This window comes from Enterobacter sp. MEB024 (assembly GCF_030209635.1).
GTDB classification, from domain to species: Bacteria; Pseudomonadota; Gammaproteobacteria; order Enterobacterales; family Enterobacteriaceae; genus Enterobacter; species Enterobacter ludwigii.
Genome location: NZ_JARVRQ010000008.1, coordinates 62,570 through 89,209, shown reverse-complemented (window position 1 = coordinate 89,209; position 26,640 = coordinate 62,570). Strand labels below are relative to the sequence as shown.

General features: G+C 55.8%; 25 protein-coding genes. 11 read left to right on the top strand and 14 right to left on the bottom strand.

Annotated elements, in window-relative coordinates:
• The first annotated feature begins 1 nt into the window (after position 1).
• Positions 2 to 1,027, top strand: coding sequence for an L-threonine 3-dehydrogenase (tdh, locus tag QRN24_RS14900; protein ID WP_020882675.1), 1,026 nt, complete (start codon positions 2 to 4; stop codon positions 1,025 to 1,027).
• A 30-nt stretch (positions 1,028 to 1,057) separates the two neighbouring features.
• Here tdh and QRN24_RS14895 read toward each other — a convergent pair whose 3' ends face one another.
• Genes QRN24_RS14895 through gpmM form a run of 5 tightly spaced genes read right to left on the bottom strand, consistent with a single transcriptional unit; the run spans position 1,058 to position 6,997 of the window.
• Entirely contained in the window at positions 1,058 to 1,972 is a 915-nt protein-coding gene (locus QRN24_RS14895; RefSeq protein WP_020882674.1) for a hypothetical protein, read from the bottom strand.
• Positions 1,973 to 1,987: 15 nt separating this feature from the next.
• Positions 1,988 to 3,193, bottom strand: a complete 1,206-nt coding sequence (locus tag QRN24_RS14890; protein WP_014168073.1) for a glycosyltransferase — start codon at positions 3,191 to 3,193, stop codon at positions 1,988 to 1,990.
• 9 nt (positions 3,194 to 3,202) lie between these two features.
• Positions 3,203 to 4,156 carry a divergent polysaccharide deacetylase family protein gene (locus QRN24_RS14885; RefSeq protein WP_014168074.1) on the bottom strand — a complete coding sequence of 318 codons (954 nt, stop codon included), beginning with the start codon at positions 4,154 to 4,156 and terminating at the stop codon, positions 3,203 to 3,205.
• A 3-nt stretch (positions 4,157 to 4,159) separates the two neighbouring features.
• A complete protein-coding gene (gene envC / locus QRN24_RS14880; RefSeq protein WP_284942871.1) occupies positions 4,160 to 5,419 on the bottom strand; it encodes a murein hydrolase activator EnvC in 1,260 nt (419 codons plus the stop codon).
• 33 nt (positions 5,420 to 5,452) lie between these two features.
• The gene (gpmM, locus tag QRN24_RS14875; RefSeq protein ID WP_284942849.1) at positions 5,453 to 6,997 is read right to left on the bottom strand and encodes a 2,3-bisphosphoglycerate-independent phosphoglycerate mutase; all 1,545 of its coding nucleotides are present in this window, start codon (positions 6,995 to 6,997) and stop codon (positions 5,453 to 5,455) included.
• A 246-nt stretch (positions 6,998 to 7,243) separates the two neighbouring features.
• Here gpmM and QRN24_RS14870 point away from each other — a divergent pair, with 246 nt between their 5' ends.
• The 5 genes from QRN24_RS14870 to cysE all read left to right on the top strand — a co-directional run bounded on the left by QRN24_RS14870 (position 7,244) and on the right by cysE (position 10,357).
• Positions 7,244 to 7,675, top strand: a complete 432-nt coding sequence (locus QRN24_RS14870) for a rhodanese-like domain-containing protein (protein WP_014168077.1) — start codon at positions 7,244 to 7,246, stop codon at positions 7,673 to 7,675.
• A gap of 11 nt (positions 7,676 to 7,686) precedes the next feature.
• Complete coding sequence (gene grxC / locus QRN24_RS14865; protein WP_014168078.1) at positions 7,687 to 7,938, top strand: glutaredoxin 3; 252 nt, start codon at positions 7,687 to 7,689, stop codon at positions 7,936 to 7,938.
• 32 nt (positions 7,939 to 7,970) lie between these two features.
• Positions 7,971 to 8,438, top strand: a complete 468-nt coding sequence (gene secB / locus QRN24_RS14860; RefSeq protein ID WP_014168079.1) for a protein-export chaperone SecB — start codon at positions 7,971 to 7,973, stop codon at positions 8,436 to 8,438.
• Positions 8,438 to 9,457, top strand: coding sequence for an NAD(P)H-dependent glycerol-3-phosphate dehydrogenase (gpsA, locus tag QRN24_RS14855; RefSeq protein WP_014168080.1), 1,020 nt, complete (start codon positions 8,438 to 8,440; stop codon positions 9,455 to 9,457). Before secB ends, gpsA begins: the two co-directional genes overlap by 1 nt.
• Positions 9,458 to 9,535: 78 nt before the next feature.
• Positions 9,536 to 10,357: a serine O-acetyltransferase gene (cysE, locus tag QRN24_RS14850; RefSeq protein ID WP_008502718.1), complete on the top strand. Its 822-nt coding sequence runs from the start codon at positions 9,536 to 9,538 to the stop codon at positions 10,355 to 10,357.
• Here the strand turns inward: cysE and trmL are convergent.
• The 9 genes from trmL to QRN24_RS14805 all read right to left on the bottom strand — a co-directional run bounded on the left by trmL (position 10,354) and on the right by QRN24_RS14805 (position 20,454).
• Entirely contained in the window at positions 10,354 to 10,827 is a 474-nt protein-coding gene (gene trmL / locus QRN24_RS14845) for a tRNA (uridine(34)/cytosine(34)/5-carboxymethylaminomethyluridine(34)-2'-O)-methyltransferase TrmL (protein ID WP_014168081.1), read from the bottom strand. The two genes, cysE and trmL, sit on opposite strands and share 4 nt — an antisense overlap.
• A 45-nt stretch (positions 10,828 to 10,872) precedes the next feature.
• Positions 10,873 to 12,213 (bottom strand): MFS transporter, encoded by a 1,341-nt coding sequence (locus QRN24_RS14840; protein ID WP_025206448.1) that lies wholly within the window; start codon positions 12,211 to 12,213, stop codon positions 10,873 to 10,875.
• Positions 12,214 to 12,395: 182 nt separating this feature from the next.
• On the bottom strand, positions 12,396 to 13,583 hold the full coding sequence (gene lldD, locus QRN24_RS14835) for an FMN-dependent L-lactate dehydrogenase LldD (RefSeq protein WP_025206447.1): 1,188 nt from the start codon (positions 13,581 to 13,583) through the stop codon (positions 12,396 to 12,398).
• Positions 13,580 to 14,353, bottom strand: a complete 774-nt coding sequence (gene lldR, locus QRN24_RS14830; protein ID WP_014168084.1) for a transcriptional regulator LldR — start codon at positions 14,351 to 14,353, stop codon at positions 13,580 to 13,582. The genes lldD and lldR overlap by 4 nt, the downstream gene beginning before the upstream one ends.
• Positions 14,350 to 16,005 (bottom strand): L-lactate permease, encoded by a 1,656-nt coding sequence (gene lldP / locus QRN24_RS14825; RefSeq protein ID WP_284942848.1) that lies wholly within the window; start codon positions 16,003 to 16,005, stop codon positions 14,350 to 14,352. Before lldP ends, lldR begins: the two co-directional genes overlap by 4 nt.
• 285 nt (positions 16,006 to 16,290) lie before the next feature.
• A complete protein-coding gene (locus QRN24_RS14820) occupies positions 16,291 to 16,653 on the bottom strand; it encodes a YibL family ribosome-associated protein (RefSeq protein ID WP_014168086.1) in 363 nt (120 codons plus the stop codon).
• Positions 16,654 to 16,711: 58 nt separating this feature from the next.
• Positions 16,712 to 17,299, bottom strand: a complete 588-nt coding sequence (mtlR, locus tag QRN24_RS14815) for a mannitol operon repressor MtlR (RefSeq protein WP_192879999.1) — start codon at positions 17,297 to 17,299, stop codon at positions 16,712 to 16,714.
• Positions 17,299 to 18,447, bottom strand: a complete 1,149-nt coding sequence (gene mtlD, locus QRN24_RS14810; protein ID WP_025206445.1) for a mannitol-1-phosphate 5-dehydrogenase — start codon at positions 18,445 to 18,447, stop codon at positions 17,299 to 17,301. Before mtlD ends, mtlR begins: the two co-directional genes overlap by 1 nt.
• Before the next feature lie 99 nt (positions 18,448 to 18,546).
• Entirely contained in the window at positions 18,547 to 20,454 is a 1,908-nt protein-coding gene (locus tag QRN24_RS14805; protein WP_014168089.1) for a PTS mannitol transporter subunit IICBA, read from the bottom strand.
• 655 nt (positions 20,455 to 21,109) lie between these two features.
• Here QRN24_RS14805 and QRN24_RS14800 point away from each other — a divergent pair.
• The 5 genes from QRN24_RS14800 to selB all read left to right on the top strand — a co-directional run bounded on the left by QRN24_RS14800 (position 21,110) and on the right by selB (position 26,636).
• Positions 21,110 to 21,466 (top strand): DUF3302 domain-containing protein, encoded by a 357-nt coding sequence (locus QRN24_RS14800; RefSeq protein WP_014168090.1) that lies wholly within the window; start codon positions 21,110 to 21,112, stop codon positions 21,464 to 21,466.
• 2 nt (positions 21,467 to 21,468) lie between these two features.
• Entirely contained in the window at positions 21,469 to 22,605 is a 1,137-nt protein-coding gene (locus QRN24_RS14795) for an HlyD family secretion protein (RefSeq protein ID WP_014168091.1), read from the top strand.
• Between the two features lie 89 nt (positions 22,606 to 22,694).
• Positions 22,695 to 23,303 (top strand): glutathione S-transferase, encoded by a 609-nt coding sequence (locus tag QRN24_RS14790; protein ID WP_014168092.1) that lies wholly within the window; start codon positions 22,695 to 22,697, stop codon positions 23,301 to 23,303.
• Between the two features lie 103 nt (positions 23,304 to 23,406).
• Complete coding sequence (gene selA / locus QRN24_RS14785) at positions 23,407 to 24,792, top strand: L-seryl-tRNA(Sec) selenium transferase (protein ID WP_032679999.1); 1,386 nt, start codon at positions 23,407 to 23,409, stop codon at positions 24,790 to 24,792.
• Positions 24,789 to 26,636, top strand: a complete 1,848-nt coding sequence (gene selB / locus QRN24_RS14780; RefSeq protein WP_223398575.1) for a selenocysteine-specific translation elongation factor — start codon at positions 24,789 to 24,791, stop codon at positions 26,634 to 26,636. The genes selA and selB overlap by 4 nt, the downstream gene beginning before the upstream one ends.
• Positions 26,637 to 26,640 lie beyond the last annotated feature (4 nt).

The window sequence follows — 26,640 nt, the reverse complement described above, 5'->3', positions numbered from 1 at the left end:
GATGAAAGCGTTATCCAAACTGAAAGCGGAAGAAGGGATTTGGATGACCGACGTGCCGGAGCCGGAAGTCGGTCATAACGATCTGCTGATCAAAATTCGTAAAACCGCCATTTGCGGCACTGACGTTCATATCTACAACTGGGACCAGTGGTCGCAGAAAACCATTCCGGTACCGATGGTCGTGGGCCACGAATATGTCGGCGAAGTGGTGGGCATGGGTCAGGAAGTAAAAGGCTTCAACATTGGCGACCGCGTCTCGGGTGAAGGTCATATTACCTGTGGTCACTGCCGTAACTGCCGCGGTGGACGCACGCACCTGTGCCGCAACACAATCGGCGTGGGCGTGAACCGTCCGGGCTGCTTCGCAGAATACCTGGTGATCCCGGCGTTTAACGCGTTCAAAATCCCGGACAACATTTCTGACGATCTGGCCTCTATCTTTGATCCCTTCGGCAACGCGGTACACACGGCACTCTCTTTCGACCTGGTCGGTGAAGATGTACTGGTTTCCGGCGCGGGTCCCATCGGGATTATGGCGGCCGCGGTGGCGAAGCACGTTGGTGCCCGCAATGTGGTGATTACCGATGTGAACGAGTATCGCCTGTCGCTGGCGCGCAAAATGGGTGTGACCCGCGCGGTGGATGTCTCTAAAGAGAGCCTGAGCGACGTGATGGAAGAGCTGGGCATGACCGAAGGTTTTGACGTGGGTCTTGAGATGTCCGGCGCACCACCGGCGTTTCGCACCATGCTGGACACCATGAATCACGGCGGACGTATTGCGATGCTGGGCATTCCACCGTCTGATATGTCTATCGACTGGAACAAGGTTATCTTCAAGGGGCTGTTCATCAAAGGTATCTACGGCCGCGAGATGTTCGAAACCTGGTACAAGATGGCGGCACTGATCCAGTCTGGTCTGGACCTGTCTCCGATTATCACCCATCGCTTCTCCATCGATGAGTTCCAGGAAGGCTTTGACGCGATGCGCTCTGGCCAGTCCGGGAAGGTTATCCTGAGCTGGGATTAGTCATAAAAAAAGGGGCCTCAGGCCCCTTTTTTACTGGTTCTTCTTCTCTTCGTCTGTCAGGTAACGCACCTTTCGCGTGTAATCCTGACCTTTGAACTGCAGCTTATTGTCTGGTGACTCAAGATACTTCTGCCATTCGGACAGCGGGAAACCGCCGTGTGCGCCAATGACCTCTTTCGGTACCACAGCCTCTTGTCCGCCAATTTTCTTAGAGACCGGCCAGTTCATCCAGTCACCCAGATTGACCGTTTTCACATCCAGCATATCCAGAAGTGCGGCGAGCGGAAGCTGATCGGTTGGGGGCTGATTATCTTCCATTAGCTCCCAGGTATCCTGGAACAGAGTCAACCACAGCGGGCAAATGCGTCGCCACGTCTTTTGGGTTGCTGCGAGGAAAGCGCCGTTAACGTGATCGACAAGATAAGGGCGCACCGTCTCTTTGTAATAGGCGGGCACTTTCTCCGCGGGAGCGCCATCGAGTTTGGCGATCATCTTACCCTGACGGAAGCTGGAGTAGATGTGCATATCGGCCATGTTGATCTCAGGCATTTTGAGCAGATTGAGATCGGAGTCGATCATCAAAACGCCTTCACCCCGGGCCTGTAGCGGCGCATTGAGCTTCACCAGACGGCTAAGATAGATCTGCTTGTAGCGGTAACTCTCTTCTCGTTTAGGAAGCGTGAGTGTCACTACGCGAGTTTTAGGGGGAAGCACCCCGAAAGCAGATTCTGGCTGATCGCTGACAATCACGATCTCGCTGACGCCGGTGGCATAACGCTCAGCAAAAGTTGCCGACAGTAACGCCTCTTCAACAAAATCAGCGCCGGTGCAAGGAATGACGATGGAGTCAACGGCAACAAGATTGCCCGTTACCGGCAGGGAACGGTACGGAATGTTATGTCGTCCGGTAATATGACGATAGCGAGCGTTAAGGAATTTAAACATGTTCATCTCGTGTGATTATTTTGCGCCAAGTACCGCTTCGACGCCGCTAACATACTGTTCAATGGCATAGGTTCCACAGACATTCTGACGGGCAGCCAAAGCCAGGCGTGCGCGCAGATCGGCATCTTTCCAGATGCTTTCAAGATGCGCGGCAAGCTGTAAAACGTCGCCCCAGGGGAACAAGAGTCCCGTCGACCCTGGGTCAATTAATTCCGCTGTCCCGGTCACCTGCGAGCCAATGACAGGGATATTAAGCAACATGGCTTCCAGCACGACGCGAGGTAATCCTTCGCTCTGTGAGGCTAAAATAAAAGCGTCAAATGTCGCAAGGTAATCAAAGGGGGTATTCTTGAACCCCGTGAAGATGACCTGCTTCTCAATACCCAATGCGGTGGCCTGAGCAATTAATGCGTCGCGTTCGCCACCTTCACCGACTAACACCATCTTCCATTTTGCGTCAGGGTTCTTCTGACTGAACTGCGCCAGCGCCTCCAGAGTATGATGGTTTGCTTTGCGGGGGATCAGTGACCCCACGCTACCGAAAACGAAAGTATCGTCATCAATGTTCAGCCGCTGGCGCATTGCACTTCGGTCTGGCAGGGGCTGGTGGATGTCGATTGCATTGTTTACGGTTGTGCAGAGCTCAGGGCGAACCCCATTCTGAAGTAAAACACGCTCAACGCCGTGGGAGACCGCAATGATTTTTGTGGCATGGTCATTAACCAGCCTGACCAGCGGCGGCGTCATGACAGGTTCGATGCGGCAGTGCTGAATTAACCGCACATGCTGTTTTGCACCGGCTAAATACCCTTCTTCATTTGAGCCAGGCTGATTGTTCATATACAGCGTATCGAATCCGCCTTCACTGAGCAGCGTTGCAATTCTGCGAACATTGGGCCGAATACGCCAGAGCGTGTCGATATGGCGCGTAAAGGCCTTACGCCCCCGGCGCGAGAAGAAAAGGAGACTGCGGCCCAGCTCTTTCGCAAGTTTCGCCCATACGGGCTGCCGTGGCTGAGGGATCACAATTAAGGGAATGCCGATACTGTCCAGCACCTGGCCGATTGTTTGCCCTTCGGCACGGCTGTAATCACTGTAAAAACAGCAGGTGATATCGAACTTCTCGCGGTCAATCCGCTTCAGAAGTTCGAGCATGCTGTTGGTGCCACCACCCCACTCTTTGCCGGTATCGAGGAGCAGTATTTTGTGTCGTTGCAGCATCGTTCTACCTTAATCGCCTCTCACAGTCTGTTGCCGGGTAATATTCCAGCCCTGCCACTGGTGCTGGAAATATTGCACCAGTGTACTCTGGCTCACGCTCTCACTAAGCACGGCAAAGAACCGCGTCGCGTAGACGGGTTCCGGCGGGCGTTTCGTTTTACACAGCGTCACACCCCTGAATGGATTGCGCGGCTGCGTTACCGGTGGCTGTGCATTGCCAGGACGCGACGTATCAACCTGTGGCTCATTCAGCAGATCGCCAGGACGAACCAGCGTAATATCAGACGGCAATGTCGGCAGCATCTGCTGCAGAACGCGAACGGTAGACGGATGCGGGTGGCCGATAGCAATAGCCGAGCCATTGCGTCGTGCTAGCTGTACGGCGCGATTGAACTGCCCGCGGATATCCGCGTCGTTCTGGGTGTCATCGAGGAACACCTTGCGCTTTATTACCTTCACGCCTGTACCCTGCGCGGCACGCATCGCCTGGCTGTTGCCGATGGTCATGCTGTCGAGGAAATAGAGGTTATAGCGCTCCAGCGACTGCATCACTTTGAGCATCCCGTACAGGCTGGAGGTCATCGCGCTACCCATGTGGTTGTTCAGCCCGACGGCGTACGGCACTTTATTGTAAGCATCGCGAATGATGCGATCGATCTCATCGCTGCTCATATCAGGGCGCAAAGTATCTTTTTCCAGCGGCTGCTTGCTGAGCGGTGCCATCGGCAGATGGATGAGAACCTGATGGCCGCTGTTATGCGCTTTGATCGCCATTTCACGCGCGTGCGGCGCATTCGGGAGGACGGCAACAGAGATGGCGGCCGGCATCGCCAGCACCTGATTCTCGGTGTGCGGACGATAACCGAAGTCATCAATCACTATCGCGAGTTTGCCAGCGTAGACCGGTGCTGCCAGCGCCAGTGCACTGGCGAAGGAGAGAACAATTCGACGAAATTGAAGCAAAACTTATCTTCCCAACCACGGCTGTGGATTGACCGCCTGACCCTGGCGACGAATTTCGAAATAGAGTGACGGGCGGCCCTGACCGCCACTGCTGCCCACGAGGGCGATGGGTTGGCCGGCGCGCACTTGAGTACCAACGCTGACCAGTGCGCTCTGGTTGTAGCCGTAAAGGCTCATATCGCCTTTACCGTGTTCCACCACTACCACAAGCCCGTAACCTTGCAGCCAGTCGGCCAGAATCACACGGCCATCGGCGATGGCTTTTACTTCGCTACCTTCAGACGCACCGATAACTATCCCTTTCCAACGTAGTTCACCCTGCAGCTGTTCGCCATAGCGATGCAGAATTGTACCGCGCACGGGCCAGTAAGCCTGACCACGAGGGGAGCCTAAACCGCCGGTACGTGACATCAGGGAGCGTTCGCTTTCGCTTGGCTTGTAGGTCGTACCTTTGCGTGAGGCTTCCTGCTGCTTGTCGCGTACGGCCTGCGCTTCGCGGGCCTCTTTTTCGGCGCGCGCTTTCGCCGCCGCTTCCGCGCGGGCGATGCTGTTACGCAGTTTCGATTCGTTGGCGCGCATTTCGCTCAGCTGGCTTTGGCCTTGCTGAATAGAGGACTCGAGACTGGAAAGGGTTTTCTTGCGCTCGTTGCGGGCCTGCTCGAGCTTCGCTTGTTGCGCCTGCTGTTCGTAGAGCAGCGTCTGTTGCTGGCTCTGCTTCTCTTCGAGCTCGGCTTTTTGCGTGGTGACCTCTTCGCGCGTCTGTTTCAGCTGCGCGATAGTCTCCTGACGCGCCTGGTTCAGATAACCAAAGTAGGCCTGCAGACGCTGACCGCGCTGGCTCTCTTCACCGCTGAGGATCAACTGAAGGCCCGTATGCTCACCCTGGCGAAAAGCAGCATCAAGCTGTGCGGCAAGGTTGCGTTCCTGGGCATCACGCTGGCGTTCCAGTTTGGCAATCGACGCGTTCATTTCGTCGATCTGTTTATTCAACTGGGCGAGGGTGTTTTGCGTTTCACGTAATTTACGTGCGGCAGCGGAGATGGCTTCTTCCTGCTGCTTAAGCTGAGCGAGCAGAGCAGAGCGTTGCTGCTGTTGCTGGCGTACCGCACGCTCTTTCGCGGCGATATCGGCCTGTATGGATTTCAGCTGGTCACGGTCATCCGCGTGGGCGGATGCGGCGCACAGCAATACGCCAGCGCTGAGTGCGCTGGCGCAAAGCAGAGGTCTGACTGATAACCTAAGCGGCTTCACGACCCATGTGATTGAAAAAATCGCCTTTCCCCTCATGGGGAGCGATTATTCCACGATGAACAGCGGCTTACCAGTCATCTCTTCAGGGATCTCCATGCCCATCAGCGACAACATGGTTGGCGCGATGTCGGAAAGCTTGCCGCCTTCCACTGCTTTCAGTGATTTATCACCCACATAAATCAGCGGAACAGGCAGGTTGGTGTGAGCGGTGTGCGCCTGGCCGGTTGCCGGGTCGCGCATCTGTTCTGCGTTACCGTGGTCAGCGGTGATCAGCAGCTGGCCACCAACGGATTCAACCGCTTTCGCGACCTGCTCAACACAGTGATCAAGTGCTTCAACCGCTTTTACGGCGGCTTCCATCACGCCGGTATGACCCACCATGTCGCCGTTCGGGTAGTTACAGATGATGGTGTCGTATTTGCCGCTTTCGATTGCCGCAACCAGTTTTTCAGTCAGCTCGGCAGAGCTCATTTCTGGCTGCAGATCGTAGGTAGCCACTTTGGGTGAGTTAATCAGAATGCGATCTTCGCCTTTGAACGGCTCTTCAACACCGCCGTTAAAGAAGAAGGTGACGTGGGCATATTTCTCGGTTTCGGAGATACGCAGCTGTGTATTGTCGTTCTTCGCCATCCACTCACCGAAGGTATTGGCCAGTGATGCGGGTGGATAAGCGCATGGCGCATTGATGTCAGCGGCGTATTCGGTCAGCTGAATAAAGTCGATCTTCACCACTTTCTTACGGGTGAAACCGTCGAAATCACTGTTCACGAACGCACGGGTGATTTCACGCGCGCGGTCAGCACGGAAGTTCATGAAGATCAGCGCATCGCCGTCTTCCATGGCGGCATCAGCCTGGCCTTCAGCACGAATGACGGTTGCTTTCACGAATTCATCGTTTTCATCACGCGCGTAAGCGGCTTCCAGACCTTCCACCGCGGTCGCGAACTGGAATTCACCTTTTGCCAGCGTCATCAGGTCATAGGCCTGTTCAACGCGATCCCAACGGTTGTCGCGGTCCATTGCGTAGTAGCGCCCGATGATAGAGGCCACACGTCCTTTGCCAAGCGCGGCGAATTTGTTTTCGAAGGAGGCCAGTGAACCTTTTGCGCTGCGTGGTGGCGTATCACGACCGTCCAGGAAAGCGTGCAGATAGATTGTTTCTGCGCCGCGCTCAGCCGCCAGTTCAACCATCGCCATGATGTGATCTTCGTGGCTGTGTACGCCACCGGCGGAGAGCAGACCCATGATATGAACTGCTTTACCGGCCGCCACGGCTCTGTCCACCGCGCCGCAAAGTACTGGGTTGTTGAAGAAGGTACGTTCTTTGATTTCAACGTCCAGACGCGTCAGGTCCTGATACACGATACGACCTGCACCCAGGTTTACGTGGCCAACTTCGGAGTTGCCCATCTGACGATCTGGCAGACCCACTTCCAGCCCGGACGCATCAATCAGGGTGTGGGGACGTTTTGCCCACAGCGCGTCCATCACCGGCGTTTTGGCGTTGAAAATGGCGTTATCCTGTTGATCTTCACGGTAGCCATAGCCATCCAGAATCACCAGTACCATAGGTTTTTTAGAAACCGACATTGCGACAACCTCATGCTCAAGAGTCAAAATTTGCGTAATTTTACTACAGCTGAATCGATCAAATAGCCGCAGAAGATCAAAGAAAGCGCAGGGGCAAGGTGCTTAGCGGACGCTTTTGAGGCAATTTTTTAGGTGGCAGGCCTCAGAAAATGGATTAGGTTATGGTCGCTGGCTGTATTTGCCACAACGCACAGGTATACTCCTGTCCTGGTTTTTTTAATCACTAAGTCGGAGTAGTTACCCTCCATGCAAGAAATTATGCAATTCGTTAGCCGCCATCCGGTTCTGAGCATCGCGTGGATTGGCCTGCTGGCTGCTGTGCTGTTCACCACATTTAAAGGCCTGACGTCTAAGATTAAGGTTATCACCCGTGGTGAAGCGACGCGTCTGATTAACAAAGAAGATGCCGTCGTGGTCGATCTGCGTCAGCGTGACGATTTCCGTAAAGGTCACATTGCTGGTGCTATCAACCTGTTACCTGCTGAAATCAAAGCGAACAACGTTGGCGAGCTTGAGAAACATAAAGCCCAGCCGATTATCGTTGTTGACGCGACCGGTATGCAGGCGCAGGAATCTGCCAGCGCGCTGCATAAAGCAGGCTTCGAAAACGTAACGGTTCTGAAAGAAGGTATTTCCGGCTGGAGCGGGGAAAATCTTCCTTTGGTTCGCGGTAAATAAGGAGTTCAGTAATGGCCAATATCGAGATCTACACCAAAGCAACGTGCCCGTTCTGCCACCGTGCAAAAGCGCTTCTGAACAGCAAAGGCGTAGCGTTCAAAGAACTGCCGATTGACGGTGACGCGATTAAACGCGAAGAGATGATCCAACGTAGTGGTCGTACGACGGTTCCGCAGATTTTTATTGATGCGCAGCACATTGGCGGCTGTGATGACTTGTATGCGCTCGATGCCCGTGGTGGACTCGATCCGCTGCTGAGCTAAGAGACTTTAGGACAATTAAAAAGGGTTTTTCCATGTCAGAACAAAACAACACCGAAATGACTTTCCAGATCCAGCGTATCTACACCAAGGATGTCTCTTTCGAAGCGCCAAATGCGCCACACGTTTTCCAGAAAGATTGGCAGCCAGAGGTTAAACTTGATCTTGATACCGCATCTACCCAACTGGCGGATGACGTGTATGAAGTCGTACTGCGTGTGACTGTTACTGCCTCTCTGGGCGAAGAGACTGCATTCCTGTGTGAAGTTCAGCAGGGCGGCATCTTCTCCATCGGCGGCATCGAAGGCAACCAGATGGCGCACTGCCTGGGTGCATACTGCCCGAACATTCTGTTCCCGTATGCTCGCGAATGCATCACCAGCCTGGTTTCTCGCGGTACATTCCCGCAACTGAACCTTGCGCCAGTTAACTTTGATGCGCTGTTCATGAACTATCTGCAGCAGCAAGCTGGCGAAGGTACTGAACAACATCAGGATGCCTGATGAGCACTCTTAATGCGTCAATGACTGTGATCGGTGCCGGCTCATACGGCACCGCTCTTGCCATCACGCTGGCAAGAAATGGTCACGAAGTGGTTCTCTGGGGCCACGACCCAAAACATATCGCGACGCTGCAACGCGACCGTTGCAACGTGGCGTTCCTCCCGGACGTTCCGTTCCCAGACTCCCTGCACCTTGAAAGTGACCTTGCGACCGCGCTGGCGGCCAGCCGCAACATTCTGATTGTGGTGCCGAGCCATGTGTTTGGCGAAGTGCTGCGTCAGATCAAGCCGCTGATGCGCCCTGATGCGCGCATTGTATGGGCCACCAAAGGGCTGGAAGCCGAAACCGGACGCCTGTTGCAGGATGTCGCCCGCGAAGCGCTGGGTGATGACATCCCGCTGGCGGTTATCTCGGGGCCGACGTTTGCTAAAGAGCTGGCCGCTGGCCTGCCGACGGCGATCTCGCTGGCATCAACCGATCAGGCCTTCTCCGACGATCTTCAGCATCTGCTGCACTGCGGTAAAAGCTTCCGCGTTTACAGCAACCCCGATTTTATCGGCGTACAGCTGGGCGGTGCGGTGAAGAACGTGATTGCGATCGGTGCCGGAATGTCCGACGGGATTGGCTTTGGTGCCAACGCACGTACCGCACTGATTACGCGCGGCTTAACCGAGATGTCCCGCCTTGGCGCAGCACTGGGTGCCGATCCGACCACCTTCATGGGCATGGCGGGCCTGGGCGATCTGGTGCTGACCTGTACCGACAACCAGTCCCGTAACCGCCGCTTTGGCATGATGCTCGGTGAGGGCATGGATGTGAAAGGCGCGCAGGAGAAGATTGGTCAGGTGGTTGAAGGCTATCGCAATACCAAAGAAGTTCGCGAATTGGCGCACCGTTTTGGTGTCGAAATGCCAATAACCGAGGAAATTTATCAGGTATTGTATTGCGGAAAAAATGCGCGCGAGGCAGCATTGACCTTATTAGGTCGTTCGCGCAAGGATGAGCGCAGCAGTAACTAGTCGCAGGGATTCTTGTTAGCACTATGACCCGGCCAGCACAGAACTGGCCGGTCATTAACATGTCGTCTGGAGTAAGCAATGCCGTGTGAAGAACTGGATATCGTCTGGAACAATATTAAAGCTGAAGCCCGGGCTTTGGCTGACTGCGAGCCAATGCTGGCCAGTTTCTATCATGCGACGCTACTCAAGCACGAAAACCTCGGCAGCGCCCTGAGCTATATGCTCGCCAATAAACTGGCTTCCTCGATTATGCCCGCTATCGCCATTCGTGAAGTGGTGGAAGAGGCCTATGCCGCTGACCCTGAAATGATCGCTTCTGCCGCCTGTGATATCCAGGCCGTGCGCACGCGTGACCCGGCGGTGGACAAATACTCTACGCCGTTGCTGTATCTGAAGGGTTTTCATGCCTTGCAGGCGTATCGCATCGGCCACTGGCTGTGGAATGAAGGCCGCCGCGCGCTGGCTATCTTCCTGCAAAACCAGGTTTCCGTGACCTTCCAGGTGGATATTCACCCGGCCGCGAAAATTGGCCGAGGGATCATGCTTGACCACGCCACCGGCATTGTCGTCGGTGAAACCGCGGTGATTGAAGATGACGTTTCGATTCTGCAGTCGGTCACGTTAGGCGGTACCGGTAAAACCAGCGGCGATCGCCATCCGAAAATCCGTGAAGGGGTGATGATTGGCGCGGGCGCCAAGATCCTCGGCAACATCGAAGTGGGTCGTGGTGCGAAGATTGGCGCCGGTTCGGTTGTTCTGCAGCCTGTTCCGCCGCACACGACTGCCGCTGGCGTACCGGCACGTATTGTCGGTAAGCCAGACAGCGACAAACCGTCGATGGATATGGATCAGCACTTCAACGGTATTCACCATACGTTTGAGTATGGTGACGGTATTTAACTTCTGAGAATGGCGCCCGGGTATCCCAGCTGGCGCCATGCTTCATACACCACCACCGACACCGCATTTGACAGATTCATGCTGCGGCTGTCCGGCATCATCGGAATACGAATCTTCTGCTCAGCGGGCAGGGCATCAAGAATGGTGGCCGGCAGGCCGCGCGTTTCCGGGCCAAACATCAGATAATCACCGTCCTGATAGCGCACGGCGCTATGTGCCGGCGTACCTTTGGTGGTCAGGGCGAACATGCGCTGTGGGTTTTCGCTTTCCAGAAACGCGGCGTAATCATGATGGCGAACCACGGCCGTAAATTCATGATAATCCAGCCCCGCGCGGCGCAGACGTTTGTCGTCCCACGTAAAACCCATCGGCTCGATGATATGCAGGCGAAAACCGGTGTTGGCGCACAGGCGGATAATATTGCCGGTATTCGGCGGAATTTCTGGTTCGAATAAAACGATGTTAAGCATGCTGCCCCCTTAATTGCGGGGGCAGAATAGCAGAAACCGGGCCGCTTATGCGACGCCGAGATCCTGCGAGCGGCAACGCAGCATTTTGTAGAAGGTTGCCGCGGCCGCCAGCAGAGCGGGCAGGCTAAGGATCATCAAAATACTGTCTGCCTGCCACTGCATGGAGAGAAGCTGCGCGCTGGTCATGGTGCCCGCCACGCCACCAAAGCGGCCAATGCCCTGCATCCAGGCAATGCCCGTTGCGCGACACTCGGTAGGATAAAAGGTGGCTGCCAGCGTCTGCATTCCCGATTGCGCGCCGTTCATCGCGATCCCCATCAGGAAAATCAAGCCGCCAAACAGGGCGATATGGTTATGTTCAATGCCGAGCGCCAGAATGAGCAGCATGGTCAGGACAAAGCCACCTGCGACCACTTTGTGTGCCTCCCAGCGATCCATCATCCAGCCCGCGAGAAGGATGCCTGCGGTACCGCCGAAGGTGAACAGCGAGGTGAGCCATGCGGATTCCGCGAGGGGATAGCCCATCCCCAGCATCAGTGTCGGCATCCAGCTAAGCAGGACGTAATAAATCACCAGCCCCATAAAATAGGTTACCCATAGCATCAGGGTGCCGGGCAGCCAGGGCTGTGAAAACAGCTGTGCTACGCTCCCTTTTTTGGCGGCGACCCGATCCTCTGCGAGGAAGAAACCGGTGACGCCATCGAGGGTCGTGCGGGCGAAACGGCTGGCGATACGGCGGATCTGCATCATGTCTTTCCCGCGCTGCACCAGGTACTTTACCGATTCCGGTAAAAACAGCATCAGCAGCAGCGTTAATATCAGCGGTGCTATCGCGCCGGTCAGCAGTACGCTTCGCCAGCCATGATGCGGGATAAGCCAGGACGATATCGCCCCACCGCCGGCCGCGCCCAGCGGGAAGCCGCAGTACATGGTATTAATCGCCATGGCGCGACAGCGCTGAGGGGCAAACTCTGAGATGAGGGTGATGGCGTTCGGCATGGCGGCACCCAGCCCCAGGCCCGTCAGAAACCGCCATAGCGTCAGGGTGTTAAGGCTTTGTGCCCAGGCCGTCCCCAGGCTTGAAAGGCCGAAGAACAGACAAGAAAAGACCAATACGCGCTTGCGGCCTATCCGGTCCGATACCGGGCCTGCGACCAGCGCTCCCAGCGACAGCCCGAGCAGTGCTGCGCTCAGTACCGGTCCCAGATCCTGTTTGTGTATGCCCCATTCCGCCGACAGCGTGGGCGCAATGTAGCCCATTGCTGCGGTATCGAAACCATCGATCGCCAGCACCAAAAAGCCCAGCACGATGAGCACCCAGTGAAACCCGGAAAAGGGACTGTCGTCGATCACCTGCTGAATATCCACCTGACCTGAATATCTCATACGCTCCCCTCTGATGTGATGGTGTTTTTGTGTTCTTGTATTTGCTTGTCTATACAATTGCGTGCGGCACAGGTATGTCAAATTTTCTTATCCAATATGTTACTCAGATGTTGTTTTTGACAAAAAAAAGCGCCCGAGGGGAGTTCGGACGCGAGGAGAGGGGAAGGGGAATCAGACGGGTGTCAGGCTGCGTCACCCTGGGCAAGCGGTGCCAGTGCGGCGGGTAATTTACCCAACTCCTGCACCAGGGAATCCTTGCTGATTTCGCGAATCGTTTTTGCGCCGGTCAACGTCATCGCCACTTTCATCTCTTTTTCGATCAGGTTGAGCAGATTCGCCACCCCTGCCTGACCAGCCGTAGCCAGTGCATAAAGATATGCGCGTCCGAGCAATACGCTGTCTGCGCCAAGGGCAATCATACGCACCACGTCAAGCCCGTTGCGGATACCGCTGTCGGCGAGGATAGCGATATCACCTTTCACCGCATCGGCAATCGCCGGCAGTGCGCGTGCGGAAGAGAGTACCCCGTCAAGCTGACGTCCGCCGTGGTTAGAGACCACAATACCGTCAGCGCCAAAGCGCACGGCATCGCGGGCATCTTCCGGGTCGAGGATCCCTTTGATCACCATCGGGCCGTCCCAGAATTCGCGGATCCACTCCAGGTCTTTCCACGAGATGGACGGATCGAAATTATTCGCCAGCCAGCCGATGTAATCTTCCAGCCCGGTGGGTTTACCGAGATAGGCCGAGATATTCCCCAGATCGTGCGGGCGACCATTCACACCGACATCCCAGGCCCATTGCGGGTGCGTTACTGCCTGCCAGTAGCGACGCAGGGCAGCATTTGGGCCGCTCATCCCGGAGTGGGCATCACGGTAACGGGCGCCAGGCGTCGGCATATCAACGGTAAAGACCAGCGTTGAACAGCCCGCGGCTTTGGCACGCTCCAGCGCGTTGCGCATAAAGCCGCGATCGCGCAGGACGTACAGCTGGAACCACATCGGACGCTGGAGGGTCGGGGCCACTTCTTCAATCGGGCAGACGGAGACGGTGGAGAGGGTAAACGGAATACCTTTGGCATCCGCCGCCGCTGCCGCCTGGACTTCACCCCGGCGGGCGTACATGCCGCACAAACCGACTGGCGCAAGGGCCACCGGCATGGAAAGCGTTTCGTTAAACAGCGTTGTCTCAAGGCTCAGCTCAGACATATCTTTCAGCACGCGCTGGCGCAGCGCCACTTCCGACAGGTCTTCCACGTTGCGGCGCAGAGTGTATTCGGCATATGCCCCACCGTCGATATAGTGGAACAGGAACGGCGGCAAAATGCGCTGCGCCGCGGCGCGATAGTCACTGGCTGCTGAAATAATCATGCTTTGTTCTCCCTGGAAATATCACTGTCGCCAGGCAGACGGGTAATACGCGCCTGTCGGGCCTGATCTTCATCGAATCGTTTAATGGTGGTGTGCACGAACCCCAGATGCGCCATCATCGCTTTGCGCGCGGCTTCAGCATCCCCGGCCAGAATGGCGTTGAGTACCGCCTCGTGCTGTTCGGTCAGTTGGGCAAATACCGGCGGGACCAGATACATACGCTGGCGGCTCTGCTTCACGGAGGATTGCAGCAGGTCGAAGAAACCGCGCATGGTCTGGAGCAGAACGACGTTGTGCGACGCTTCGGCAATCGCCAGATGAAACCGCACGTCCGCCTGCGAGGCGATGTCCGGGTCGCTGCTTTGGGTGGCGTCAAAGCAGGCTTTGAGCTTCTCTTTGTCGGCTTCAGTGGCCCGCATGGCCGCATGCCAGGCGGTACTGGTTTCGATGGCGTGCCGCGCTTCAATGATGTCGAAGCTGTAGTCCGGGTCGTTTTCCATCAGCGTTTTAAGCGGCTGCACGATGTTTTGCTCGGACCAGTCATCGTGCTGCCAGCGGACAAAGGTGCCGCCGCCCCGACGGCTTACCAGTACCCCTTCGCTGACCAGCGTCGCCAGCGCCTCACGCAGTGAATTACGAGATACACCCAGTTGGGCGGCGAGCTGGCGCTCGGCGGGCAATTTCATGCCCGCTTCCAGCTGTTGTTCTTCAATCAGCGCCCGTACGCGAGAGGCAATCTCGTCGGACAGGCGTCTGGGCATGACTATCATGGGATCATCCAGGTTAAGACATAGGCCTGCAGGGTCGTGATCACCCCGACCATACAGGTGAATATCAGGCTGTGTTTCACGGTAAAGCGGAACAGGTCCGACTCTTTACCGACCAGTCCCACCGCCGCACAGGCAATGGCGATGGATTGCGGTGAGATCATCTTGCCGGTCACGCCGCCGGTAGTATTGGCGGCCACCAGAAGGATGTCCGACACGCCAATCTGCTGGGCTGCCGTCGCCTGCAGGGCCGCAAACAGGGCGTTAGATGAGGTATCTGAACCGGTCAGGAACACCCCCAGCCAGCCGAGGAACGGCGAGAAGAACGTGAAGGCGTGGCCGGTATGCGCCAGCGCAAGCGCCAGTGTCGATGACAGGCCGGAATAGTTCGAGATAAACGCGAACGCCAGCACCATGCCGATGGAGTAGATCGGCAGCATCAGCTCCTTAATGGTAGCCGCAAAAGTCTGTACTGCAGCCGTTGGCTTCATGCGTAACCACACCACAGACAGGATAGCGGCAAACAGGATTGCGGTGCCGGTTGCTGAGAACCAGTCAAATTTATACACCGCGGCATACGGCGTGGCGGCGTGCACCACGGGCGGCATGCGGGCGACCATCTTGTCGAGGAACGGCACGGAGATGTTAATGACCATCTCATACAGTGCGCCGCCAGGTGCGAACAGGGCCTTAAACGGTGGAATACTCCAGAGCGTAACCGTGGCGGTCAGGAACAGGAACGGAGACCATGCGCGAATGATTTGTCCCGCGGTATAACCGGTACGTGCCAGGGTTTGATCGACGTGTGAAGCACCCATATCGGCGAAACGGAAGATGCGTACCGGCTGCCAGCGTTTCAGGAACAGCGTCAGGCAGACCAGCGACACCAGTGAAGAGATAATGTCCGGCAATTCGGGGCCGAGGAAATTCGAGCTGAGATACTGGGCAATGGCAAACGAGCCGCCAGCGACGACCACCGCAGGCCATGTCTCTTTCACGCCGCGCCAGCCATCCATAATCGCCATGATCCAGAACAGCACAATGATGGTCAGGAACGGCAGCTGACGGCCAACCATCTGGCCAATTTCAAAGCTGTCCAGACCGGTGACCTGCCCGGCGACCAGAATCGGGATCCCCATCGCACCAAACGCCACCGGCGCGGTGTTAACGATCAGACAAAGACCTGCAGCGTAAAGCGGGTTGAACCCCAGCCCGACTAACAGCGCCGCGGTGATGGCAACCGGTGCGCCAAACCCGGCCGCCCCTTCCAGAAAAGCCCCGAAGGAGAAACCGACAATCAGCATCTGCAGACGCTGGTCCGGAGTAATGGAAAGTATCGATGAGCGGATAATGTCGAATTGCCCGGTTTTCACCGAGATTTTGTAGACAAAGACCGCCGCGATGATAATCCACGCAATCGGCCACAGGCCGTAGAAGAAACCATAGACGACGGAGGCCAGCGCGCGATCGACCGGCATTTTATAGAAGAACAGTGCCACCATCAGCGCAATGGCAACGGTGTACGTCGCGGCCAGGTATCCCTTCAGCTTGAGCTTAATCAGCGCAAAGAAGAAGAACAGGATCGGAAGCGATGCGATCAGGCTCGACAGCCAGATATTGCCAGCCGGATCGTAGTTTTGTTGCCAGAGGCTCATGCAGGTCTCCTGAGGACCAGACAGTCTGCGTAGCGGGTGAGTCTCCGCTCATCTCTGCGTCACAAACTGTGTAAAAGTGGTCCTGCCAATATTGTGTTGTAGGGTGAATGACAATAAATGGTTAACCAGTTGTTATGAGTCGGCAATGATTTTGTGAGGGGAATTAGTGGAATTGTGAACCAGGAAAGTGATTACCGGGAGATTGGTTGGGCCAATTTTAAGCGGTGAGGGGGGCGACGCGGTATGGTTTTCGCCCTCTCGCCTGGGAGAGAGGGCAGGGGACGATCAAAACGCGGTCTTACAAAAACCCGTCATCTCTTTCAGACCCATTTCGCGACCAAGCTCGGTCATGGGATGAACCACCACCAGGCCACGGACGCTTTTCTTCAGCTTGCCCATGTCGGCCTGCTCTTTTTTAGTGATGGCGCGACGGTGCGGCATGCTCAACAGCTTTTGGGCTTCGTTGCTCAGCTTCTGGCCTTTGACTTCGCGCAGACGCTCGATTTCCGCTTCAAGCTTCTCACTCTCTTTCTCCAGCTCGGCATACTTCTCGGCGGACTCAACCAGTGAGAGACCAGCCATCTGGTGGCGGATCAGATCCAGGCGGTCGCTCAGGCGTTTAATTTCGTTCTTTTCGACTTCTTTCATGACAAATAACTCTGAAAACGGGGAATTTACAGGGAAGGATACACCAATGTGAGCAGGCTTACTTCTGAAACGCTTTTTTTAAGCTGATTCGGGAAATCAGCTCAGTCAGGGAAAGGACCATTGTGGAACGGACAACCTGTTGATAACGCAGCTTTTGCATCGCGTACAGCTCAGGGTCACTGTTATCAAAATGGGGAGCAGGGGGAAGCGCGGAGACGCAGTGTAGCTCGCCGAAGGGGCCAAGGATCTCATCATCGGTAAAGGTGTACTCATTACCGTCATGATTTAACTCTTCGCGCAGCGCCATCAGCAGCTCGGCATCTTCATACTCTTGTCGGTTCAACACGCCAAGACCATAAATCAACTTCAGACGTACCGATAAATCGCCCAGCGGTCCGTCTCCGTCCAGTAACGGTTCTACAGCATATTTTACCGCGTAGTCGTCTTTGCGAAACACCTGAAGTACCAGAATATTCACCGCCTCGGTTAGCAACTCGACGGCGGCAATCAGGAAACTTCGTACGGTTTTGCCAGCATTCAGACGCTCAAGCACACGATTTTCAAAGGCCTGGGTTTGTTCCATTATTGCCTGCATATCTGACAATCTGTTATTTGGGCGCAGGCTATCCTGCGCCGCACTCTGCATCATTTGATTGCGTTGTAAGCGTTCACCGCCTCCACAACCACGTCGCTGTTGGCATCCAGACCAGAGATCTGCGCCAGCGCACCCTGCGGGCCTTTATCGTTAATCAGCTGAGCCAGCTCCTGCGCCTGTGGATCCTGCTCGCTGCGGTAATGCATCGCGGCGGCAATCCCTTTCACCAGGTTGGCGTGCGCAAGACCATACTCCAGCGTGCCCAGCAGCGGTTTAATCAGGCGATCGCCCGCGCTCAGTTTACGCAGTGGCTGACGGCCTACGCGCTCAACGTCATCTTTCAGATACGGGTTTTCAAAACGACCGAGGATTTTCTGGATGTATGCTGCATGTTTCTCAGCATCAAAACCGTAGCGTTTGATCAGCACCGCGCCGCTCTCTTCCATTGCCCCTTTAACCACCGCACGGATGCTCTCATCGAGGATCGCGTCACGAATGGTCTGATGACCGGCCAATTTTCCGAGGTACGCGGTTATAGCATGCCCGGTGTTCAGCGTGAAGAGTTTACGTTCGACAAAGGCCATCAGGTTATCGGTTAATTCCATCCCCGGAATGGTTGGCAGCGCGCCTTTAAACTGGGTTTTATCGACGATCCACTCGCTGAAGGTTTCCACGGTCACTTCCAGCGGATCGTGGGTGGCGGATTCTGATGGCGGAACGATACGGTCAACGGCGGAATCCACAAAGCCGATGTGCGCTTCCACCCAGGCTTTATCTTCGTCCGCGACGGCGGCGAGCACATGGCCTTTCAGCTGCGTGGTGCCGCGCACCATGTTTTCACAGGCGATGATGTTCAGCGGTGTGTCGATGCCCTGCGCTTTACGTTTTGCCAGGCCTTTCGCCACCGCAGGGGCAATGCGCTCAAGCACCACCGGACCAACGGCCGTGGTCACCAGATCGACACTGGCGATGAGGTCGATAACGTCTTCGCCAATGCTGCTTACCGCATTAACGCCAGACACCGTCTCAACCTGCTCGTTTTCGCCTACCACGTGTACCTGATAGCTATGACGGGCATTCAGGGCATCCAGGACTACCTGATTCACATCGGCGAATGTCAGCGTAATGCCTGCGTCTGCCAGCAGTTTACCGATAAAGCCACGACCGATATTACCTGCGCCAAAATGTAATGCTTTCATAGTATTAACCTTAATCAATGTTTTTACCCGAGAGGGCTGGGGTGAGGCTTTGCCCTCACCCTAACCCTCTCCCCACAGGGGGAGAGGGAAGAGGTTTCGTTACTTGTTCAACAGCGCCAGCACTTCTTCCACGCTGGTGGTGTTGGCCAGACGTTCAATGACAGAGTCGTCATCCAGCGCGTTAGTCAGGCTGGTAATCACCTGGATGTGCTCGTTGTTGCGAGCGGCGATACCAATCACCAGGCGGGCGATGTCGTCTTCTTCTTCACCGAAGCGTACACCATCCGGATACTGGCAGAACACCACGCCGGTTTTCAGTACGCGGTCTTTCGCTTCAACCGTACCGTGTGGAACCGCAATGGATTCACCCAGATAGGTTGGGGTCAGTTTTTCACGCTCCAGCATCGCGTCAACGTATTCAGGCTGCACGTAGCCGCCTTTCACCAGCTGTTCACCGGCAAAGCGAATCGCCTCTTCCTTGTGGGACGCCGTGCGGCCCAGGAAGATGTTTTCTGCGCCCAGGCGGAACAGGTGGCTGTCGTTCGCGTCAAAGCTGTCTTTCAGGCTGTCGCGGACTTTGACTTCATTATCTTCATGACGCTGCGCGGCCACCAGACGTTCGGTCAGGTTGGTGTACAGGCCGCTGTCCAGGAAGTTGGTCAGCGAAATGTGCTGTGCCTGAGGAACCTGACGCATCGCACGTTCGGTCAGATCGCGGTGCGTAATCACCAGGTCAACATCGGCAGGCAGGCTGTTGATGGCGCTGTTGGTGACGGAGATGTTGGTCAGACCCGCATCCTGCACTTTCTTACGCAGCACGCCGGCACCCATGGCGCTGGAACCCATACCCGCGTCACAGGCCACGATGATTTTACGTACGTGGCTCAGGTCGTTAGAGACATCGCCCGCCGCCAGCGGCGTGGCGCCTTTTGATTCGGCTTTCATGTCATGCATACGACGGGTTGCCGCTTCGATATCGTCATCTTCTTTCACTTTGCTGGTTTTCAGCAGGATAGAAGAGACCACGAAGGAGACGGCCATTGCCGCACAGATGGCTGCGATGTTAGCGAAATAGGCACCTTTCGGGGTCATCGCCAGGACCGCCAGGATGGAGCCTGGAGAGGCCGGAGAAACCAGACCACCGCCCAGCACGCTCAGGGTGAACACGCCCGTCATACCGCCGAGGATAACGGCCAGGATCAGACGTGGGTTCATCAGCACGTAAGGGAAGTAAATTTCGTGGATACCGCCCAGGAAGTGGATGATAGCCGCACCGCCCGCAGACTGTTTCGCACTGCCGCGACCAAAGAACATGTACGCCAGCAGAACACCCATGCCCGGGCCCGGGTTGGCTTCAATCAGGAAGAAGATGGACTTGCCGAGGTCATGAGACTGCTGAATACCCAGCGGTGAGAAGATACCGTGGTTAATGGCGTTGTTGAGGAACAGGATTTTCGCCGGTTCAACAAAGATAGACGCCAGCGGCAGCATGTCGTGCGCAACCATGAAGTTAACGCCTGCCGCCAGAACTTTGGACAGCACTTCAACCGCAGGGCCAATGCCGAGGAACGCCAGAATCGCGAGGATCATACCGATGATGCCCGCAGAGAAGTTGTTCACCAGCATTTCGAAGCCGGATTTGATCTTGCCATCAACCCAGACGTCGAATTTCTTAATTGCCCAGCCGCCCAGAGGGCCCGCAATCATTGCACCGAGGAACATCGGCATATCCGCACCGACGATAACCCCCATCGTCGTGATGGCACCCACAACGCCACCACGGTCTCCACCCACCAGACGACCCCCGGTAAACCCGATAAGCAGCGGCAGCAGGTAGGTAATCATTGGGCCAACAAGTTTCGCCAGCGTTTCGTTAGGCAACCACCCTGTCGGAATGAACAACGCAGTGATGATACCCCACGCGATAAACGCGCCGATATTTGGCATCACCATATTGCTGAGGAAACGACCAAAGCTTTGAACTTTGATCTTGAAATCGGATGACATAAAACACCCCTTCTTCTGTTTACGCTTAGGCTTGCGGCCCGAGGTTTATTGTTAATGAGGCGGCAGAGGTAGCCGGGCCCTGTTCTGATGCTGTGAAATCTGGCACTGAATCGTTCAACTGTCCAGACGACGGAAATTTGTGTGATATGAATCACGTAAATGTAGGGGGTGCAGACATGAATGAAGTGATCTTCGTCACAAAAATGGTGGATAAAAAAAATACGATGGCGATAAATAACGCAAAAACCACCCACTTCTGTGATGTAAATCACATTTGGTTGTCGTGAGTTTGTTTCTGGATTGTGACTAATTTCACAAAAAATTTTTATGCAGAATTCTCCGGATGTGATCGGCGACAAATTCTGCCTGGCGATTCAACGCCAGGATGTCATGAAGTCACACATAAAGCTAAAAAATGACTTTTCATGTGTGGTATGGCGAAAAGCAATAAGGTACGTTACGCTCATATTGTAAGGTTAAGTCTATTATTATTCAGGATATATTTTGACACGCTTATAAACTTGCATGGAGATATTATAAAAAACGATACTCCCCGGCTCTGAAATATAAGTACACCTCGTATTTATAAAAAATTAATTAGGTTGCGTACCGTTTTATTAATTTAATGAGTTGACGTTGTTTAAGTGAGGAGAATATGTTTCTCAACTATTTTGCGCTGGGCGTATTGATTTTTGTATTTCTGGTTCTTTTTTACGGAATCATCGCCATCCATGATATTCCTTATAATATGGCCAAAAAACGGAATCATCCCCATGCGGATGCCATTCATACGGCGGGATGGATTAGCCTGTTTACGCTCCATGCGATTTGGCCGTTCCTGTGGATTTGGGCCACGTTGTACCGCGAAGATCGCGGCTGGGGGATGCAGAACCACATCTCAAAACCTGATGAGGTCCCGGGTATGGATGCTCTGACTAAACGTGTGGCCGAATTAGAACAAAAACTGGCAGCGGTACCTCCCACGGCTGACAAGAATACGCTGGAGCACTAATCATGGATCTGCTGATTATTTTGACCTATGTGGCCTTTGCCTGGGCCATTTTTAAAATATTCCGTATTCCGGTAAACCAGTGGACCCTCGCGACCGCAACATTAGGTGGGGTGTTTATTGTCGCCGGGCTTATCCTGTTGATGAACTATAACCATCCCTATACCTTTACGGCGCAAAAAGCGGTTATTTCCATTCCGATTACGCCGCAGGTTACTGGGGTAGTGAGTGAAGTTACCGATAAAAATAACCAGCTAATTAAAAAAGGCGAAGTGTTATTTAAACTTGATCCGGGCCGCTATCAGGCGCGCGTCGATAGACTGCAGGCCGACCTGGTCACCGCCACGCACAATATCGACAATCTCAAAGCGCAGCTTGCGGAAGCGGTCGCCAATACCACGCGCGTGTCTGCTGAACGTGATCGCCTGTATAAAGATTACCAGCGCTACCTGAAAGGCAGCCGGGCAAAGGTTAACCCGTTCTCTGAAAGCGATATCGACAACGCACGGCAAAACTATCTGGCGCAGGATGCGCTGGTAAAAGGCTCGGTGGCTGAACAGACGCAAATACAAAGTCAGTTAGACAGTATGGTCAACGGTGAGCAATCCCAGGTTGCTTCCCTGCGCGCTCAGCTTGCTGAAGCGAAATACAACCTGGATCAGACCGTGGTGCGTGCGCCGAGCAATGGCTATATCACGCAGGTGCTGATTCGTCCGGGGACCTATGCTGCCGCGCTGCCGCTGCGCCCGGTCATGGTCTTTATTCCTGAACAGAAACGCCAGATTGTGGCCCAGTTCCGTCAGAACTCGCTGCTGCGTCTGAAGCCGGGCGACGAAGCGGAAGTGGTCTTCAACGCGCTGCCGGGCCAGGTCTTCTCCGGCAAGCTCACCAGTATTCTGCCGGTGGTGCCGGGGGGATCATACCAGGCGCAGGGTGCGCTGCAGTCGCTGACCGTGATCCCTGGTACCGATGGCGTATTAGGCACTATCGAGCTGGAGCCGAATGCTGATGTCGATGCGCTGCCCGACGGCATTTATGCTCAGGTGGCGGTCTATTCGGATCACTTTGCTCACGTCTCGGTAATGCGTAAGGTGCTGCTGCGTATGACCAGCTGGATGCACTACCTCTATCTCGATCACTAACCCCTTCAGGGCAGGAATGCGACACGCATACCTGCCCTTTTTTCATCGCTTGATCCATACTGACTTTTTTCGGCATCAAGGATCAGGCAATGAAACTTATCGGCAGCTACACCAGTCCCTTCGTGCGAAAAATCTCGATTCTCCTGCTGGAGAAAGGGATTGAATTCGAGTTCGTCAATGAACAGCCTTATCACGCTGAAAACGGTGTGGCGCAGTACAACCCGCTGGGAAAAGTGCCGGCGCTGGTAACAGACGAAGGCCAGTACTGGTTTGATTCCCCCATTATTGCGGAGTACATCGAGCTGCTCGGCGTGGCCCCGGCGATGTTACCGGCCGATCCAAACGCGGCGCTGGCAATGAAGCAAATTGAAGCGCTGGCCGACGGTATTATGGATGCGGCGTTAACGTCCGTACGCGAGCAGGCAAGACCCGCCGCCCAGCAGTCTGAAACGGAACTGTTACGCCAGCGTGAAAAAATCAGCCGCAGCCTGGACTGGTGCGAACAGCTTATCCGGGAGGGAAAAATTCAACCCGATAGCCTGAACCTGGCAACGATAGCCATTGCCTGCGCCATCGGTTATCTCAATTTCCGCCACGTTTCCCCCGGCTGGTGCGTCGACCGTCCATTGCTGGTGAAGCTTGCAGAAACGCTCTTTCAGCGCGAGAGCTTTGCCCGTACCGAACCGCCAAAGGCTTGATGCGGGTTATAACACTTCGCAGCAGGAGGCGGTACAATCCCTTCTTATGTTGACTCCCTCTCCCGTCGGGAGGGGGGATGATATTTACTCGCCAGGCGCTTTCATGACAACTCATCACTCCCTGTACAGCCAGATCCCTGCAACCGACCGTCTTCTTCGCGAGCCGCGCGTGCATGCTGCCGTTGCGCGGTTCGGCCATACTGCGACGGTTGAAATATTACGTCTGCTTCAGGACGAAGCCCGCAGCCATATTCAGACAGAAAATGCATTGCCGGACTGGTGTGCGGCGTGGGGGCAGGAAGTGGAACTGAGGCTCGAGGAGAAAGCACAAAGCGCATTACGCCCGGTCATCAACCTGACGGGAACCGTGCTGCACACCAACCTTGGTCGCGCTCAACAGGCAGAAGAGGCCGTCGCCGCGGTCGTGCAGGCCATGCGTTCCCCCGTGACGCTTGAGTACGATCTGGACGGCGCAGGGCGCGGACATCGCGATCGGGCGCTGGCGGACCTGCTCTGCGAGCTGACCGGCGCGGAAGATGCCTGCATCGTGAATAACAACGCGGCGGCGGTACTGTTAATGCTGGCAGCGACCGCCAGCGGTAAAGAGGTGGTGGTTTCCCGTGGCGAGCTGGTCGAGATTGGCGGTGCGTTTCGCATTCCGGATGTTATGCGCCAGGCGGGCTGTACCCTGCATGAAGTGGGCACCACCAACCGCACGCATGCAAAAGATTATCGCGCGGCAGTGAATGAAAATACCGGGCTGCTGATGAAGGTTCACACCAGTAATTATCAGATAGCCGGATTCACCAAAACCGTTGAAGAGGCGGAGCTGGCGGAGCTGGGCCGTGAGCTGGGTGTGCCGGTGGTGGCCGACCTCGGTAGCGGTTCGCTGGTCGATCTGAGCCAGTACGGTCTGCCAAAAGAGCCCATGCCGCAGGAGATGATTGCGGCGGGCGTCAGTCTCGTGAGTTTCTCCGGCGACAAACTGCTTGGCGGACCGCAGGCGGGGATTATCGTGGGTAAACGTGCGCTTATTGCGAAGCTGCAGCAGCACCCGCTCAAGCGTGCATTGCGAGCCGATAAAATGACGCTTGCTGCGCTGGAAGCGACGCTGCGCCTTTATCTCCACCCGGAAAAACTGGCTGAACGTCTGCCCACGCTGCGCCTGCTGGCCCGTGATGCCGCCTCAATTCGCGCCCAGGGTGAGCTGCTCTTGCCACACGTTGCGCCGCACTACCCCGATTTTGACGTGCGCCTTGAAGCTTGTCAGTCGCAGATCGGCAGCGGTTCACTGCCGGTGGACAGGCTGCCCAGCGCGGCGCTCACGTTTACACCCCGTGACGGGCGCGGCAGCCAGCTTGACGCTTTGTCGGCGCGCTGGCGTGCCTTGCCAGCACCGGTTATCGGGCGCATTTACGATGGCCGAATGTGGCTGGATCTACGCTGTCTTGAAGATGAAGCGCGATTTCTGGAGATGCTGTTGAAATGATTATTGCCACCGCCGGTCACGTCGACCACGGAAAAACCACCTTATTACAGGCCCTGACCGGGGTGAATGCCGATCGTCTGCCGGAAGAGAAAAAACGCGGCATGACCATCGATCTGGGCTATGCCTACTGGCCTCAGCCTGATGGCCGGGTGCTGGGTTTTATTGATGTACCGGGACATGAGAAGTTTCTTTCTAACATGCTGGCGGGCGTCGGTGGCATCGATCATGCTCTGCTGGTGGTGGCCTGTGATGACGGCGTGATGGCGCAAACGCGTGAACATCTGGCAATTTTACAGCTGACGGGCAACCCGCAGCTGACCGTTGCGCTGACCAAAGCTGACCGCGTCGATGAGGCGCGACTCAACGCGGTGCGTGAAACCGTGCAGGCGACCTTGCGGGAGTATGGATTTGCCGATGCGCCATTGTTCGTCACCGTGGCGACAGAAGGGCGCGGTATTGACGAACTTCGCCACCATTTGCAGCAGCTTACTTCACGCGAGCATGCCAGCCATCATCGTTTCCGTCTGGCGATCGACCGGGCCTTTACCGTTAAAGGCGCGGGGCTGGTGGTCACCGGTACCGCGCTGAGCGGTGAAGTGAACGTGGGCGATACCTTATGGCTCACGGGTGCCAACGCCCCGATGCGAGTGCGCGGTTTGCATGCGCAGAACCAGCCCGTAGAGCATGCCCATGCCGGGCAGCGGATCGCGCTCAATATTGCGGGCGATGCGGAAAAAGAGAAGCTTAACCGTGGCGACTGGCTGCTGGCCGGTGTACCGCCAGAGCCTTCTGAGCGGGCGATCGTCGCCCTGCAGACGCATGTGCCGCTGACCCAATGGCAGCCGCTGCATATCCACCACGCGGCCAGCCATATCACCGGGCGCGTGTCACTGCTGGAAAACGACCTTGCCGAACTGGTTTTCGATTCGCCACTGTGGCTCGCGGATAATGACCGTCTGGTACTGCGTGACATTTCGGCCCGGGAGACGCTGGCCGGGGCGCGGGTAGTAGCGCTCAACCCGCCGCGTCGCGGCAAGCGCAAGCCGGAGTATCTGCAATGGCTGGGAGCGCTGGCGCAGGCCGCGGATGATAAAGCCGCGTTGCTTGTTCATCTTGAGCGCGGTGCCGTCAATCTGAGCGATTTCGCATGGGCTCGTCAGCTCAGCGCGGAAGGATTACGCCTGCTGACCCAGGAGCCCGGTTTTATTCAGGCGGGTAACAATTTACTGAATGCCCCGGTCGCAGCATGCTGGCAGCGCAAGGTACTGACCACGCTCGCCACTTACCATGAACAGCATCAGGATGAACCCGGCCCGGGACGTGAACGCCTGCGACGCATGGCGTTGCCGATGGAAAACGATGCGCTGGTGCTGCTGCTGATTGAAAACATGCGCGAAAGTGGGCTGATAAAAAGCCACCATGGCTGGCTGCATCTGCCGGATCACAAAGCCGGGTTTAACGCCGGGCAAGAGGCGATATGGCAGAAAGTAGCCCCGCTGTTTGGCGACGAGCCGTGGTGGGTTCGCGATCTCGCACGTGAAACGAATACTGACGAACAGGTGATGCGCCAGGTATTGCGCCATGCGGCGCAGCAGGGATTAATCGTCGCGATCGTGAAAGATCGTTATTACCGTAACGATCGCATTGTGGCGTTTGCTAACCTGATCCGCGAGCTGGATCAGGCGCGAGGCACGACCTGCGCAGCAGATTTCCGCGATCGGCTGAACGTCGGACGCAAGCTGGCGATTCAGATCCTGGAATATTTCAACCGCATCGGCTTTACCCGTCGTCGTGGCAACGATCATTTATTGCGGGATTCGTTATTATTTCCTGAAACTCCGTGACCCC